This window comes from Paenibacillus piri (assembly GCF_004354045.1).
GTDB lineage: Bacteria > Bacillota > Bacilli > Paenibacillales > NBRC-103111 > Paenibacillus_S > Paenibacillus_S piri.
Genome location: NZ_SMRT01000001.1, coordinates 592,252 through 608,933, shown reverse-complemented (window position 1 = coordinate 608,933; position 16,682 = coordinate 592,252). Strand labels below are relative to the sequence as shown.

Genomic DNA, 16,682 nt, shown 5'->3' with positions numbered 1-16,682 from the left:
GCAATCCGTCTGCCGTTTGCCGAAAGCATCAAGATTGTGATATTTTGTGCAGCGCAAGCGCTGCGGCGACATGCGCCACCCTTTCGCCCAACCGCGACGCCATCGTAAGCTCCCTCCGATCCGGCTGCAACGAGCTGTCCGGTCCCGCCAAGGTCGACGCTCCGTACGGCGAGCAGCCGATCGGGTCTGCTGTCAAATATTCCGGATTTTCCGTATAAGGCAGCCCGACGAATATCATGCCGAAATGGAATAACGGCACCATCGACGTCAAGATCGCCGCTTCATGGCCCGTATGAATCGATGCCGTACTGTTAAATATACCGGCAGGTTTGCCTTCCAATGCGCCGTCGATGCAGAGCTCTCCGGCAAATTCAAGAAACAGCTTCACCTGCGCGGGCATCGTGCCGTAATAAGTCGGAAAGCCCCACAAAATGCCGTCCGCCCAGCGCAAATCTTCATTCGTCGCTATCGGAATGTTATTTTGGAGTTCAAGCACAGCTTCATACTTGGCGTACCGATCCTGCAGACGAAACCGTCCGGACAGCTGCCGTTCCGATTCCGCAGGCACAGCCTGCCCGGACGACACCTCCTCCGCCGACGGTTTTCCTCGCTCCCGATCCAGCCCGATAACCCGGTTGGCCGGGGAAGCCATCTCGGCGATCCGCACGATCCGAACATCGCTGCCCGGCTCCCGGTTTGCCCCTTCCGCAACCGCCTGCGCCATTTGGAACACATGGCCGAATGCACTGTAATAAACGACGAGTATATTCGCCATGTCGAGCATCCCCCTTTTTCCGATAAATGGATGATCGTTACGGAACCATTCACTCCGTCACGGATTCCCGCTTCCGGAACGAGACCGCCTCGCTCGCTTCTTCCCACCAGCCGGCCAGCGAGCTGTCGCGCCATTGCGCCTTGGCCGCAGGCTCGCGCAGCCATTTCCCCCGGCTGTACACCCACCTGCGCTCAGGCAGCAGCGTAAATAACTCCTCCGGGGTTTCTGCGTCCGCAATGACGAAATTCGCATCGCAGCCCGCCTTAACCCCGTAGCCCTCAAGTCCAAGCACCGATGCAGGTACATCCGTGATCATGCGGAGCAGCGTTCTCAAGTCCGCCGGACGTCCCATATGGGCGGCATACGATCCGATCAATGCAATTTGCAGCAAATCCCCGCGTCCGAACGGATGAAACGGATCATGAATATTGTCCGAGGCCACCGCAATCGGGATGCCGGCCTCCCATATCTCCCTCAGCCGCGTCACCCCTCGTCGCACCGGGTAACCGTCCAGCCTGCCTTGCAAATACAAATTTACGGCCGGCAGGGAAACAGCCTTCAAACCCGCATCAGCCATTCGTCTGATGACCTGATGCGCATCCTGATCGGTCATCGAAGCGAGCGCACACAAATGATCGACCGTGACCCTGCCCCTGTAGCCATACTCCTTCGTACGCAGCGCCGTGTGCTCGACCGTGCGCATGAGCGGATTATCCGTCTCATCCGAGTGCAGATCGATAGGCAGATCGTACTTCTCGGCCAATGCGAAAATACGATCGATGTCTTCCTTCGGCGTCGGCGACAAGTGCGGCGCTCCGCCTATCCCGTCCACGCCCATCTGCAGCGCTTCTTCCACAATCTCGTAGCCGGAATCATCCAGCCCGAAGGGAACCATGGGGAACAGCTGCAGCGTCATATACGGCGCCAGCTGCTGCTTCGCTTCAAGCGCCGCCTCCACCGTCCGCAAAGCTACTTCCCGCGAAGCTCTAATATTAAAATCAAGATGCGTGCGAATATGTGTCGTACCGAACGACAATGCCTGCAATGAAGAGCGCATGATTCTTGATTTGATTTCGAATTTGGTAAAATCCGGCGACGCTGCGGCATAATTGCGAATCGCTTCCTCCAGCGTCCCGCTCACGTTATCCACCGCAGTAAGCGAAAACGATTTATCCAAATGCATATGCGAATCGACAAAGCCCGGCAGCAGCATTTTACCTTCCAGATCCAACTGACCGGCTGCCGAACCGTCATAAATCTCTTTGCGAAGCGCGCCCCGCTCCAGCGAAACGAAATCCGGCTGTACCGCAGTGGCTTCCTGAGCTTGGACCCGGGCCCATTTTCCGTCACGAACCGATATCCGATACAATAACGATTCATTTTCCAAAGGTAATCGAACATTCAACAGATCCAAATCCGCACAAGAAGCCAATGCGGCCACCTCCCGATATAATTGCTCTTACCCTAATTTATCCGATTACAACTTTATCGGGTTAAGACCCCCACCTCTAAGGTGGGCTTTGAACAGGTGGGGTAGAGTCCCCATCTGATTCCCCGATGTTCAGCAAAGTTGAACGAGTTCACTTCTTGGGCAAAAATTTAGTCGTAAACACCTTGTCGATATCTTCTTCCTTTTTCAATATGCCTACATCGACGAGCTGCTTCTGCACCTCGACCCAGCGTTCCTTCGTCATGATTCCGGTACCCATCGTTGCCGCATCGCCGCCGTAAACAAAATCGATTTCCTGCTGCGCGCTGAATTTCATCATATCCAGGCCCATATCCGGGTTTTTCTCTTTGATGAACGGGTTGATTTCTTCGGAATGATCCTTGTAGTAATCCCAGCCCTTAACCGTCGCTTCGACGAAAGCTTTTACCTGATCCGGATGCTCGGCAATCATTTTTTCCGTTGTAAAATAAACGCCCGCATAAATTTTATAACCGGAATCGGCCACCAGCAGCGAACCGATCTCGACATTTTGCTGCTTCAGCGTGAATGGCTCGGATGTCATGTAGCCTTGCGTCAATGCATTCGGGTCGTTTACGAAATTCACCAATTGCCCCGTATATTTCATTTCCTGCGCATTGTCCAATTTATATTTCTTCTTTATATATTGCCAGAAACTTGCAGTGGAAGCTACATATACTTTATGTCCGTTCAAATCGCCGAAATCTTTAATGCTTTTGTCTTCCTTGTGGTAAAACAGTGCCTGTGGACTCTTCTGCATCGAAGTTGCGATCGCTACAACCGGAATCCCTTCCTGTCTCGCCACCAAAATATCGTCGCCATTCGCCATGCCGAATTGCGCCTTTCCGGATGCGACGATCTGAGTCGCCGAAACTTGCGGCCCGCCAGGCGTTAACGTCATGTCAAAGCCCGCATCTTTGTAAAAGCCTTTGACCACCGCTGCGAAGTTGCCGCCATGCTCAGGCTCGGCGAACCAGTTGAGAATGAGCGACGTTTTAATCAGCTCTTTAGGAGCGGCGGGAGCCGGCGCACCGCCATCCGCAGGTTTGGGAGAAGCGTTATCCGCAGCCTTCGGCGCGGACGCTGTCCCGGCCGGTTTGGCCGCATTCCCGCAAGCCGATAATACACCTAACAGCAGGATCAAACATAGCGACATGACAGCATGACGTTGAACCCGAAACATCGTAGCGCGTTTGAATATTTTCATCTTCCACTTCCCCCTCCATATTAGCCCCGACCGCTATAAGCATGTCGTTGTTATGCACTAATCTTAATTTCGTGTTATATATAAGTCAATATAGTTTACACATATTTGTGCCGATTGCCAATAAAACGGATCATTTTTGTAATTTGGTTGATTATGTGTTAGATTTTATGACATGAAATTAAGTTCGATGATCAAACCGTCCCGACAACAACACCCAGTTCATTCAACCAGCGGCGGTAAGCTACCGAGAAAATATCGACCTTATGATTCAGCTCAACCTGCAAATCCAGCGGCAGCAGCTCCGGCTTCTGCGTTTCGATAATGCGCGCGTCCTGATCGAACACCATATTTTGAAAATGGACAAAATTTTCGTCCGGCACATCAAACCCATAGTTGCGCGATACGACCATGAATACCACACATTCTTCCGCCGTCACCGGCTGAACGCTCAGCATGATCCAGAGCGTTTGCCCGTTGGCCGGATCGGTCTTGGACAATCTTGCCGACAATGGACGGTACACTTCCTTCCTGTACACATAAGTCGTACCTTCCTTTTTATCCGAACCCGAATGCGCAACCGGCTGGAAAATCGGAATATTTTCAATGTAGATGCGATCCTTCTCCTTCACGACCTTGATGTCCGGCAGCTCCGCATAATCGGGATGACCGAGCAGGTTCCGGTGAACGAACATCAGATGGGCAAAATCGGTAAAGTTTTCGATTACCCGCGTCGCTGCGGCACTAACCTTATAAGGTCCACAGGGCAGAGGGCGGAATTCCGGATTGTCAAACTCCTCCAAATGCGGCAGCTCCGCCGCAGGATCGCCGATGCACACCCATATAAAGCCATACTTCTCCACGCAGCCGTACATTTCCGTCCTGGCCCGCGCAGAAATGTTTTCTCCTTTCGGTTGGGCGGGAATACAGACGCATTGGCCTGTCGTGTCATATTTCCAGCCATGGTACGGGCAGACGAGAATATCATCCTCGAGCCACCCTCTGGAAAGCATCGTTCCCCGATGAATACATAAATCGCGGCATGCATGCACGCCTTTCTTCGTACGGTAAATCGCCACCCGTTCCCCCAGCAGCGTCACGCCGATCGGGCTATCCTGCAGCTCCGAAGCGAGATAGACGGCATGCCAATCGTTTTCCAATACAGGATCCTGCAATCGGTATGATTCCATTTCCTTCACCCTTTCGTTTTTTATAATCCCGTTCAAAACGAGCGGTCCGTCCTGGTCATCGACAAGACTCGTCACCAACTTTATCGTCAATCTTCATCATCCGCCTCCTCATTCAACAGCCGCAAAAATCGGGTAACGCGCGGCCAGCTTGCTGCGCAAAGCATCAACCCTCGCCTGCGCCCGGTCCAACACCTCCCGCTCATCGACCAATACGCATCTGCCTCCTTCGACAACAATGCTGCCTCCCGTCATAACGAGATCGACATCGTTGCCGTTGGCATTATACACAATCGCCGAGGAGGCGCGGTGGACAGGACTAATATGCGCCTTTTGCATATCGATCGTCACCAAATCCGCCTGCTTGCCAGGCTCAAGACTGCCGAGATCCGCGCTTCGTCCCATCGCCCTGGCTCCGTTGATCGTCGCCATGCGCAGCACATCCATCGGCGGCAGCAAGGTTGAATCCATGCCGTTCACCTTGTGCAGGCAGGCCGTAAATTTCAACACCTCCAAATTATCCTGGCAGTTGTTGCTGCCCGGACCATCCGTGCCCAATGCAACATTAATTCCCATCCTCTGCATCTCCGGCACTCTGGCCACGCCGGACGCAAGATACATATTCGATACCGGACAATGAACGACCGAAGCCCGCTTCGCGTTTATCGCTTCCAGCTCTCCGTCGTCAAGCCAAATCCCGTGTACCACATGCGTATGCTCGCCCAGCAAACCAACCTCATTCAGCAGCTCGAGATTGCGCAGGCCGAACCGCTCCATCGTATTGTCGATCTGCCCGCTCGTCTCGGCCACATGCACATGGGAGATCAGCTTATGATTCGCGCTGAATCGGGCGGCCCGCTCCAGATAACCGCGCGAGCAGCCGTACAAGTTCAGCGGCCCCAGCGCGATCCGGATACGCCCCGAGGCGGCGCCCTCCCAAGTTTCCAGCAGCTTCTCCGTTTGGGTAAAAATTTGCTCCTCCGTTTCCCGCAGACGGGGTTCAAGCGTCAAATCCGCGCCTCCGCGAGCCAGATGCCCGCGGATTCCCGATTCCGCCATCGCCCGCAGCACCCCGGCGTCATTATCGAGCGACGTATGAATATAATGATGGTCCATGACATATGTGGCGCCCGACTTCAAATTTTCGATGCAGCCTACCAAAGCGGCCAAATAAAAATCTTCCGGCTCCATCGCCAGGCTGAGCGGCCAAATAATTTCACGCAGCCATTGGGCGAGCGGCAAATGATCCGACACTCCCCTCATAAACGTCTGAAACAAATGCGTATGCGAGTTGACAATACCCGGAATGACCGCCTTTCCTTCCGCATTGTAAGCAAACGACGCCTGGTCCAGCAAATGATTCAGACTGCCGTCCGCGCTCCATTCGCCCACCTCCTTGATCACGTCATGTTCCATATACACATACCCCGGCTTATATACCCGGTTTTGTTCGTCCATCGTCAGTACGATACCGTTATAAATCAATTTGCTGGACATCGCGTCACCACCATGTTAATTTTAATAACATAAAAGAAAGTTCGTCGTTATTTTGTTATGTTTGTTGACACGATTATATGCCGGCGGCAAATTGCCGTCAAACCTATTTGTAAATCCGAATAGGAAATACGATTTCATTTTGTAATCAATTACAAAAACTCGGTTAACTTTTGACAAAAGACGACGTGAACTTGTTTCTTTTTTTGCAATAGCCTGATTTCAATATTGCGATGATTTCGACATCGATGGGAAGGGGATTTGCCTATGCTGGAACTGCCGAATCTGGATCAAACCGATCAGGACATTATTCGGCTGCTGCATGAAAACGGCCGCATGTCTTACGCTAAAATCGGGGAGCTGTTAAATCTTTCACGGGTCGCTATTCAAAAGAGAGTCGAAGCGCTGGTCGAAAACGAGATCATCGAAAACTTTACCATCCGGCTTAATGCGACCAAGCTCGGCAAGGTGGTCAGCGCTTTTTTCGAGGTTGAGGTCGAGCCGCTCTATGTCCAGCATGTCGGCGACAAGCTAAGCGCCGATCCTAATGTGATCAGCATTTACCAGATGACCGGCCCAAGCACGCTGCACATGCATGCTTTGCTGAAGGACGAGAATGCGCTGGAGTCGTTTCTGTACGGGCATATTTACACGCTGAAAGGCGTGCTTCGCGTGAACACGCAGGTCGTTATCAAGCGTTTCAAGCAGGGTACGGGACTGGAGCTGTGAAAAAAGGGCTCTCCCGCAGTCTTGAAGCCGACCGCAGGAAAAGCCCTTCGTTTATCATATTGTAATCTCCCGCTCCATTCGGAGACCGGGAAGCGCGGCGGCAATCGCCGCTTAATTCATGAACCCGGCGGCCTGCAGCAGCCGCTTGAGCATGACGGCCGCTTCAGCGCGGGTAGCTTGCCCGTTCGGCGCGAACGCCTTGTCCGTCATCCCGTTGACGATTCCGGCATTGACGGCTCCGGCGACGCCGGCTTTCGCCCATTCCGAGACTTGGGCGTTATCCTCGAACGCCATGAGCTTCCTGGGGTCGGAATCTGCTTTCTTGCCCGCAAGCTCCATTGCGCGGACGATCATAACCGCCATCTGTTCGCGCGTAATCGCGCCATCCGGCCGGAAGGTGCCGTCCTCGAACCCTACGATCAGGCCCGCCTGAGCGGCGGCTCCAACTGCGCCGGCGAACCACTCCTTGGCAACATCCGGGAACGCCATGCCGTGCAGCTCCGCAAGTCCGGTCGCACGGACGAGCAGCGCTGCGAATTCCGCGCGCGTAATCGGATTTTGCGGGGTGAAGGCCGTATCGCTCGATCCGTCGACAAGCAGCTTGGAGGCGAGCAGCTCGACATCCTCCCTTGCCCAGTGTCCGATCATATCGGCGAATGACTTGTTCGCCTGAACGACCGTATAGATGCTGTTGCCCGGACGCTGCATCACGATTCTCGTCGCACCGCCTTCCGAACTGAACCGGCTCGGAACAAAGGTCAACATCCTCTTGGCGGAGTTATACCAAGCCCCTGTAGCCCGGTGCGCATCAATCGAGCCCGAAACATCGAACGATCGGGAAACGTATACGTTGCCAAGATCGAGGACCCACACCTTCCTGCCGTTCGCTTCGGCGGTGATCCTGAAGTCCAGCGGTCCGCTCAATTGAACGGCACCCTGCTTCTTGGCGGCCGTATCGATCTCAGCCGCCGCGTCTCCGCTTACTTTTTCAATCGTTATCGTCACTTGGATATCTGCGGCAGCCGCGCCAAGCGCTGTGGACAGGCTGCTCAGATCGATCGCTTTAAGCGGAAGATCGTACACGATATCGTTGACTTTGACCGACAGTATCGCATTTGCCGCTTTCGCTACAGCCTCGGAAACAGACAGTGCGGGAATTTGCACGGCGGTTACCGGCTCGGCGCTCTTGACTTCGATCGTAATCGTAGCTGCGCCGTCAGTCATGCCTTCGATGGCTTTGTTTAGCGACGCCGCATCGACAACGGCAAGCGCCGTTTTTTTGCCGTCCACCATCGTCGACTGGGGCTCCACGCTTAGCAGCGGCCCGCTGCTAGTATGCTGCGGTTCGCTCACGCCGGAAACGGCGCCGGCTCCTCCTCCGCCGCTACTGGAGGAATGGCGTTTCCCGCCGGGATTCGTTCCCGGATTGGGTTCGGGATCGGTACCTGGCGAAATTAATTTGAGGAAATCGCCCCAAATAATGTTGCCTTCCGCATCCCGCTCGTACGGCAGCTTCGGCTGCAGGCTGACAAAGTTCGAATCGCTCAGCTTCACTCCCGACTTATTGACGGACGCCGTTCCGTTAAACATATAGTTTTGATCGGAATTCAGCTGCGCCGGGTAGTTGTCTTTCGCCGTAAAATCTTTTTGGTACGAAACAAACCCGCCGATTCTGAAATCCGTCGCAATGCCGGTGTAGGTTGTGAAGTTCAGATTTCCTTTGGCATTGTTGAACGCGACGTTGTTTTCCGCCTGGACGCCGGGATTGCTGTTGCTGGCAAAACCGACGGCGCCGTTGCCGAAGGCGATGCTGTTGCGAATCAGATGCGGCACATGGATGCCTTCCCCGCCAAGCTTGAAGCCGTTCTTATCTCCGGCTCCCACCGTTCCGTCGGTTAACGTTCCGTTGTGGAAAGCGATGCTGTTCTCAATTATAACGGCCCCGATTGCACCCGACCCGGCCTTCGTATATAAATCCCAGCCGTCATCGATGTTATTGTGCGAGATGTCCCCCCGGAAGACGTTGCCTGCGCCGGAGGTCAGCTTGGCCGCAAACCCGTCGGCATTATTGTTGGACGGATCGATATTGTCGAACGAATCGCAGTTTAAAATCAGGTTATACGACGGCCACGTCGACTTATCCGTTGAGCCGTCCGTACTGCTGATTTGCAGACCGGTATCGCCGTTGGCGTAAAATCGGCTGTATTCCACAATATTATGGCTGCCGCCTACGGTGAAGCCTTTCGTATTTCCGGCGGAACGGGTGAAATCGATCCCCTTCACATGCCAGTAGCTGCCGCTTAGTACAACGCCCTCCGACTTTTGATTGAAGTCGATGACCGGCCTTGCGCCGGGAGCCGCAAACAAATGCTTCTTCGCGTCGGCCGTGCCGTCATTGCTCTTTTTAATATCGAGCTTCGAAGTCCGGCTGTATGTGCCGCCAAGCAGCCATATTTTTTGGCCGGGCTTCACAAAATCGACAGCCGTATCGAGATCGAGCGGATGAGCCATCGAACCGTCGCCTGTGCTTGTGCCTCCCGGAGAAACGTAAATGTCCCCGTTATCCGCATACGTCCTCATATCGACCGTAAAGTTTTTGACGATCTTATCGTAGGAGGTCAAGTTTTGCGTATCGTCAGGAACGAAAACCGCGCTGAAGTTCGTGTACGTGTTGGCGGCAACAGTGGTAGCGGTCGACAATGTTTTGCCCGCTTCCAGCTCGCGATCCTGCAGCAGTGCGTTGTTCAGGCCCTGCTTGATTGTGACTGCACCGTTTACGTTCGATTTGACGCTTAACTGGTAGGCGGATTGCGATGTGCGCGTTAGCGAAACGAAATCGAAGGCAGGCGTCGCCGGCACTTCAGGCGCCTTCATCTTCGGAGGATCGGTTTCCGCTGCCGTCACCGTCAGCCTGGCGCCGCTCACTTCGATCGTGGCCAATCTCGCCGCATAAAAGCCTACATACATTTTATCGTTCTGAACCTTTAACAAATCGGGCTCAAAAAAGATTTCCTCTGTACCGTTGTTCAGTTTGCCTGTGAAACCGCTGTTCGTTTTGGCCAAAGTCAGCCTGTACGGCTTGGCCGGACTCGTGTTGGCGGCAGTCGGCCTTTCGGCGTTCAGCATTTTGCTCTGAATGCCTTTGCTGCCCGTGCCATTCGGGGCTTCGACGCCCGTTCTCACGAACAGCTGCGTCCCGTTGGGCCGCGTCGTTCCGCCGCTGTATCCGCCAACGGCCGCGATATTCGAAGCGAAGACGCTGGGATCGCCGGCTTGGCCGATCGCGTCTCTGGCCATGAGCCCGAACGATTCTTGACCGTCCTGCGGGTCTTTGGCATAAGCGGTCACCTTGATATCCGCCGACAGTTCGAAATTGTCATGTACGGCATCCAGCTCCGTGTAATAGTAAATGATGCCGTCGTGATCGCCGGTCACTTTTCCGCCGCCCTCCAATGCCGTGAGCCGAACCGCGCCATTGTCAAGAAACTCGGCCTTGTTGTTGTTGTCTGAGGAAGACTGGCCGAAACGGATCGTTTTCCATTGAATTTCCGCCTTTTGTCTGACCGTTACTTTCAAGCCGACAGGCTCAAGGGCATGCCCTGCAAGCTGCGGCGCGATCCGGATCTCATACGTTCCGGGAACCGATGGGACAAAAGCGGATGCATCGACCGTATATTGATCCGGCATCAACAGCAATTTATCCCCGCTATCATAAACGGCCGATACGGCCAAGCCTGCCGGGTCGAACTCCTCGCCTGCGCTGCCATCCGTATCATACGTCGTTTTAGGATAATGGGTAATTTGGATGCCGGTCAGCTCTTTTTGTTTAACGGCGACGGTTAAGCTCGTCTTCTTCGCCGGGTCCGCATTCGGAATAATTTCTACCGTTTTCGTTCCGGGCGTACCGCTATCCAGCTGAGATACCGTGTATTCGTTTCTCATCAGCCGCACCTGTGTGCCATCGCTGTATTGGGCATATACGATCATACCCTTGACAACGAACGGCTCGCCGATGTAGTACAGCATCTTCTCCGGGCTTTGCCGGATATCCAGGCCGGTCAACTGGGCGTCCTTGACCGAAATATCGAACGATGTATACGTAGATGTCGTTACCGTTGATCTTACGGTAACGGTTTTGGTACCGGGCGTGCCAAACCTGTAGGTCGTTCCGGCAACCGTCGCACCGGAAACGGATAGCGTGTACTGATCGTTCGCCAGTTCCTCGCTAACCGGATTGCCGTTATATTGCCCCAAAACCGTCAGCCCTTGCGGATCGAACGTGTCTCCCGGATAATAGACTGTTTTGGCGGGGAAATATTTAATGCCGAGCGCTGTCACATTTAAAGGCTTGACGTTCACATCGGCCGATACCGTGGCGCCGTTAAAATGAATTGTAATCGTTTTCAACCCGGCCGTTGTATTGTCGAAGCCCGAGACGATATAATCGCCGGGATTCAGCTTCTCCTCGTGTCCATCCGGATATACGGCGGTCACCAGATTGGTCAGATCCAGGTTTTCGCTAACGAAATAGTCGACTTTCAACCCGGCCGTATTCAGCTTCAAGCGGCTCGGCGCCCGGGTATCGACCGCAAATTTCACATTGCTGTAGGTTACCTGTGTTTTGCGCGACGTGTACAGCCCGACATAAGCCAGATTGCCCGTATAATCGGACAACACCTTCGTCTGGCTGCCGATTTGCAGCATGATGACGTCACCGGATTTTTTCAGCTTCAGCTCGTAGACGTTTCCAGCCGAAGGAGCAGCGGCCGTGCCAAATTCCAGGCCAGCCTTCTGTTGCGTGCCACCGCCCATCTTGTAAAAGCCTTTCATTGCCTGATCGAGCGCACCCACGGCCACATACTCACCCGTGAAGCTGGACCCGACATGCTCATTATCAAGCACGTTGCTTCTCGCCATAATACCGAAGGAAACCTGATTATTCGCGTCCCAGCTATCGACGGTAGCCGTCGCTGACAATTCAAAGTTGGCATCGTCCGGCAGCTCCTTAAAATAGTAAGCAATTCCTTCGCTGCCTCCCGCAATTTTCCCGTTGTTATTGAGACTTTTCAGCGTGACAGTTCCATTCGCGTTTTCCGTGATGCCGAAATTGGCCGCGGTTATTTTATCGCCCCCTCCGACATCCCCGAACACGCTTCCCCGCCAATCGCTCGTAATGTTAATAAAATCGGGCTGGGCCGCCGACGCCTGAAGCATAGGGATCGACGTAAACATGAGTACGAATGACATGATCATCGCGATCTGACGCAATTGTTTCCTCAAAGAGCATTCTCCTTTTCATTTTAACTGGTCGTAAGCGCTTTCTAAAATGCCGATTAGATGATGCACGCTGCGCGGGCGGATCGTTCAGCCAAATTGCTGCTGTCCACAAAGCGAATAATAACGCTTCTCCGGAACAGACCTCCTTCACTGTTACATGCTCGTTCACCGGACTTTTTATTAGTTCCCTGTTCTCGCCATCCTCTCTAATCGAACTGTGATCCTTGTCCTGCTAGCAACATCATAGTAGGAAACCTGCAACATGGCATCCACTCTGTTTAACCAATTGCTTACAAATGGAATTTTTGTCGTTTAAAGGCCAGTATGCTTTTTTTAACCTGAATGTGCTGAAAACAAAAAAGCTGTCCGAACGGTCACCCATCGGATGCGGCTGAATGACATGCGGAAAAACCCGAAGCGGCGCCTCGGGTTCTTTGCAGACAATTATTATCCGTTCCCGTTTTCAAAATATTGGATCATGCCTTCCTTTGCCTCCTGCAGCGCCGGCAGCTCCAGCGTCATAAACGCCTGCAGGTCGAACGCGTGAAGCATCTGAGACATGTACATAAACACCCGCTCATTAACCGCCCAAATTTCGTCCGGAAGCACACCGATCTGTTCGACCACGTTTAAAAAAAGAGCCGCCGTTTTATTCGCTATTTCCGATTTTTCGATGAATTCAAAGCTTAAAATTTGACCCGTTCCTTGATCCACAATCAAACAGGCCATCGGGTAATAAGGTCTTTCCCCTTTTTCTTTGATCGGCATCGGCAAATAGAAGCAGTCGATTTCCCACACTCCAGCCCGGCCTTGAAGCTTCCTTTTGATTTTGGCCAGGCGCAGCTCGTCGACCGGCTCGGCCGTCGGGATTGAGCTTTCCTCAACCGGCTTCGGCTCCAGCCATTCGCTTGCCCAGTCCAAACCGCCGGCCGACGGAAGGGCAGTCCTTGTCAAAATCGATTCGCCCTCCCCTTCCAGCAGCGCATCGGGATCGTCTCGGTACGATCGGGCCACCTCCAGCGCTTGCTGCAGTGCTAACGTCAAGAAATCGACCTGCTCACCGCTGGCAAGCGGCATCGGCAAAAACCCCGGCTCATAGAACCGGAAGGTCGGCCATGACTTGGCGCCTCGGAACGATAGCCCGAGTTCCTTGATTTGTTTGAGCTCCTGAGGGTAAAGCTCCTTCCGGTCGTCGAAGGAAAGCATCAAGCAATATTGGGCATACAGCGGATCCTCGCCCAACGAATCGGTCAGCATGCCGACAAACGTCTCCAAGCCCTCCGTGCCAAGATATACGGCCATTCCGAACATTTCGCCGCCATTACCCATGATGGAACAATAGCCGATCTCCCCGTTCGCAGGATTTGCCACGCCGAACAAATGCCCGCTCGTCATCCAATCCCAGCACCCGGCCCGCTTAAATCCCGCGGCTGCTTCATATAAATGTTTCCATTGCGTTACACTCGGCTCCATAACAACGCGCTCCTAATCGTATGATGTTAATCCTATTTTATATAGTAAAAACGAGTACCGTGCTCGTTGCTTCCGAAAAATAGGCCCCCGTCCTACTCACATAACCCCCAGAGACTTGAATATATTTAGTAACAAGCACTTTTTTTCCAGCCAGCTGCACTTTATTCCTTTACTGCCGCAGCGTCTGCATGCTGCTTAACCGCGGTCGCTCATCTTGGAAAGGCCTCGATAGAGGTTATCTTATAATGATGGAAAGTATAAGTTTTCAGCGGAGCTGAAGCTTTCCATCATTTCAAGAAAACCTACATTTTAATCGCGGTCGCTCATCTTGGAAAGGCCTCGATAGAGGTAATCTTATACTATCGGCAAGGGCAGGTCGAGCTTTCAATTAAAATCAAGCAAGCCTATGTTCGCTGTATTGTTGCGCCGTTGAGCTTATCATTTTCACGAAGCCGCTTTCCTATGAAGATCATCAGGAGGTGTCCCGCATGACAGAACCGTTATTTACCGTATCCCGAGAAGACTGGTCCTTACACCGCAAAGGCTATCAGGATCAAACCCGCCATCAGGAAAAAGTTCGTGAAGCGATCAAACAAAACTTGCCGGACCTGGTAACCGACGAAAGCATTATTATGTCAGACGGCAAACAAATAATCAAAGTTCCGATCCGCAGTCTGGATGAATATCGGTTTCGCTATAATTTTAATAAGAGCAAGCATGTCGGTCAAGGCGACGGCGATAGTCAAGTCGGCGATGTGCTCGGCGTGGACCCCACTCCGGCCAAAGGTCCGGGCAAAGGCGAAGGCGCGGGCGACCAGCCGGGTGAAGATTATTACGATGCTGAGGTTGAGATGGAGGAGCTGCAGTCGATGCTGTTCGAGCAGTTGGAGCTTCCGAATTTGCAAAAAAAAGAGAAAGATGTTTTGACGACAACCGACGTTGTTTTTAATGATATCCGAAAAAAGGGGATTATGTCTAATATTGATAAGAAACGGACGATCTTGGAAAATTTGCGCCGCAACGCGACAGCGGGCTCTCCGGGCATTCACGGCATTAACCCCGACGATCTGCGGTTTAAAACATGGGATGAAATTGTGACGCCGCAATCGAACGCGCTGATCATCGCCATGATGGATACGTCCGGGTCGATGGGCTCTTTTGAAAAATATATCGCCCGCAGCTTTTTCTTCTGGATGACGCGATTTTTACGCACCAAATACGAGCATGTCGAGATCCTGTTCATCGCCCACCATACCGAGGCAAAGGAAGTAACGGAGGAGGAGTTTTTCACCAAGGGCGAAAGCGGCGGCACCATATGCTCCTCGGCCTATCAGCTGGCGGTGGATATTATCGACCGGCGTTACCCGCCGGCGCGGTACAATATTTACCCGTTTCATTTTTCCGACGGCGATAATTTGACCTCGGATAACGAACGCTGCGTAAAACTCATTAACGAGCTCATTAGAAGATGCAATTTGTTCGGCTACGGCGAGGTGAACCAATACAACCGCAGCAGCACGCTGATGTCGGCTTATCGCAATCTGCATGACCCGAAATTTGTTCATTATGTGATTCGTGAAAAAGGCGAGGTTTACAAAGCATTGAAGACGTTCTTCCCAAGATCCGAAGGAGGAATCGCACGATGACTTCCGATGATATCAAGCAACTCGAATACGCTATAGCGGAAATTACGGAGATAGCGGATGGCTTCGGCCTGGACTATTATCCGATGCGGTACGAAATATGCCCTGCCGATATCATTTACACGTTCGGAGCATATGGCATGCCGACCCGCTTCAGCCATTGGAGCTTCGGCAAAACGTTCAATAAAATGAAAATGCAGTATGACTTCGGGCTGAGCAAAATTTATGAGCTGGTCATCAACTCCGACCCGTGCTACGCTTTTCTGCTCGATGGAAATTCGCTCATTCAAAACAAGCTGATCGTCGCGCATGTCTTGGCACACTGCGACTTTTTCAAAAATAATGCCCGATTTTCCAAAACGAACCGCAACATGGTGGAAAGCATGTCGGCTACAGCGGAGCGGATCCGTCAGTATGAACTTTTATATGGTACGGACGAGGTGGAGCGGTTCATCGACGCCGTGCTTGCCATTCAAGAGCATGTCGATCCGTTGATTTCGAAGCCCTATGGCACCGGTTATGTAGGAAAGCCCGCAGATCCGTTCAAAAAGACTGAATCCGCGGAGCGGAAGCTGGGCTACGAAGATTTATGGGATCTCGATAAGCCGGTCGAGTCGGCAGCGCCGTACAAGCAGGAGCCACGGAAATTCCCGGCCGAGCCGGAGAAAGATTTGATGCTGTTTATCGAGGAGCACGCCCCTTATATGACCGATTGGCAGCGCGACATCATGACGATGCTGCGCGACGAGATGCTTTATTTCTGGCCGCAGCTGGAAACGAAAATTATGAACGAGGGCTGGGCCTCGTATTGGCATCAGCATATCATGCGGGAGCTCGATTTGACCGCGGAAGAAACGATCGAATACGCGAAGCTGAATTCTTCCGTTGTCGTGCCGTCACGGCACAGCTTGAACCCGTATTATTTGGGCTTGAAAATTTTCGAGGACATTGAGAAGCGCTGGGATAATCCGACACAGGAGGAACGCGAACGGCTGGGCCGCAAAGGAGGGGAAGGCCGGCAAAAAATATTCGATGTGCGCGAATATGACTCGGACATCTCCTTTGTCCGCAACTATTTGACGAAAAAGCTCGTTGACGAGCTGGACCTGTATGTTTTTGAAAAAAAGGGGCCGGAATGGAAAATTACCGATAAATCGTGGGAATCGATTCGCGACCAGCTCGTCTACTCCCGCGTCAACGGCGGCTTCCCGTATATCGTCGTCGAAAACGGCAACTACGAAAATAATGGCGAGCTGAGCTTAAAGCATGCTTATGAGGGCGTCGAGCTCGATCTCAAATATGTGGAGCGTACGATCCCTTACATTCAGCAGCTCTGGGGCAAAACCGTCTATCTGGAAACCGTAATCGAAGCGAAGCCGGTGCTTTTCTCGTACGACGGGAAGAAGCACAACCGGAAATTTTTATAATATAG

10 protein-coding genes are annotated in these 16,682 nt (G+C 52.8%); 3 read left to right on the top strand and 7 right to left on the bottom strand.

Features of this window, described 5'->3' with window-relative positions:
* Positions 1-28: 28 nt before the first annotated feature.
* The 5 genes from E1757_RS02585 to E1757_RS02565 all read right to left on the bottom strand — a co-directional run bounded on the left by E1757_RS02585 (position 29) and on the right by E1757_RS02565 (position 6,131).
* The gene (locus E1757_RS02585) at positions 29-775 is read right to left on the bottom strand and encodes an NAD(P)H-dependent oxidoreductase (RefSeq protein ID WP_133225246.1); all 747 of its coding nucleotides are present in this window, start codon (positions 773-775) and stop codon (positions 29-31) included.
* Between the two features lie 49 nt (positions 776-824).
* Positions 825-2,207, bottom strand: a complete 1,383-nt coding sequence (locus tag E1757_RS02580) for an amidohydrolase family protein (RefSeq protein ID WP_133225245.1) — start codon at positions 2,205-2,207, stop codon at positions 825-827.
* A gap of 148 nt (positions 2,208-2,355) precedes the next feature.
* A complete protein-coding gene (locus E1757_RS02575; protein ID WP_133225244.1) occupies positions 2,356-3,450 on the bottom strand; it encodes an ABC transporter substrate-binding protein in 1,095 nt (364 codons plus the stop codon).
* A gap of 191 nt (positions 3,451-3,641) precedes the next feature.
* Positions 3,642-4,727, bottom strand: coding sequence for an aromatic ring-hydroxylating dioxygenase subunit alpha (locus tag E1757_RS02570; RefSeq protein ID WP_246078981.1), 1,086 nt, complete (start codon positions 4,725-4,727; stop codon positions 3,642-3,644).
* An 18-nt stretch (positions 4,728-4,745) separates the two neighbouring features.
* Complete coding sequence (locus tag E1757_RS02565) at positions 4,746-6,131, bottom strand: amidohydrolase family protein (protein WP_133225243.1); 1,386 nt, start codon at positions 6,129-6,131, stop codon at positions 4,746-4,748.
* Between the two features lie 264 nt (positions 6,132-6,395).
* Here E1757_RS02565 and E1757_RS02560 point away from each other — a divergent pair, with 264 nt between their 5' ends.
* Positions 6,396-6,857 (top strand): Lrp/AsnC family transcriptional regulator, encoded by a 462-nt coding sequence (locus E1757_RS02560; RefSeq protein ID WP_220446477.1) that lies wholly within the window; start codon positions 6,396-6,398, stop codon positions 6,855-6,857.
* A gap of 111 nt (positions 6,858-6,968) precedes the next feature.
* On the opposite strand, the gene E1757_RS02555 is transcribed toward E1757_RS02560, so the two are convergent.
* Positions 6,969-12,137, bottom strand: coding sequence for an S-layer homology domain-containing protein (locus E1757_RS02555; protein WP_133225242.1), 5,169 nt, complete (start codon positions 12,135-12,137; stop codon positions 6,969-6,971).
* A gap of 444 nt (positions 12,138-12,581) precedes the next feature.
* The gene (locus tag E1757_RS02550) at positions 12,582-13,607 is read right to left on the bottom strand and encodes a DUF7309 domain-containing protein (protein WP_133225241.1); all 1,026 of its coding nucleotides are present in this window, start codon (positions 13,605-13,607) and stop codon (positions 12,582-12,584) included.
* A gap of 488 nt (positions 13,608-14,095) precedes the next feature.
* Here E1757_RS02550 and yhbH point away from each other — a divergent pair, with 488 nt between their 5' ends.
* Together yhbH and E1757_RS02540 are read left to right on the top strand one after the other, a co-directional pair.
* The gene (yhbH, locus tag E1757_RS02545) at positions 14,096-15,253 is read left to right on the top strand and encodes a sporulation protein YhbH (protein WP_133225240.1); all 1,158 of its coding nucleotides are present in this window, start codon (positions 14,096-14,098) and stop codon (positions 15,251-15,253) included.
* Complete coding sequence (locus E1757_RS02540) at positions 15,250-16,677, top strand: SpoVR family protein (RefSeq protein WP_133225239.1); 1,428 nt, start codon at positions 15,250-15,252, stop codon at positions 16,675-16,677. Before yhbH ends, E1757_RS02540 begins: the two co-directional genes overlap by 4 nt.
* Positions 16,678-16,682 lie beyond the last annotated feature (5 nt).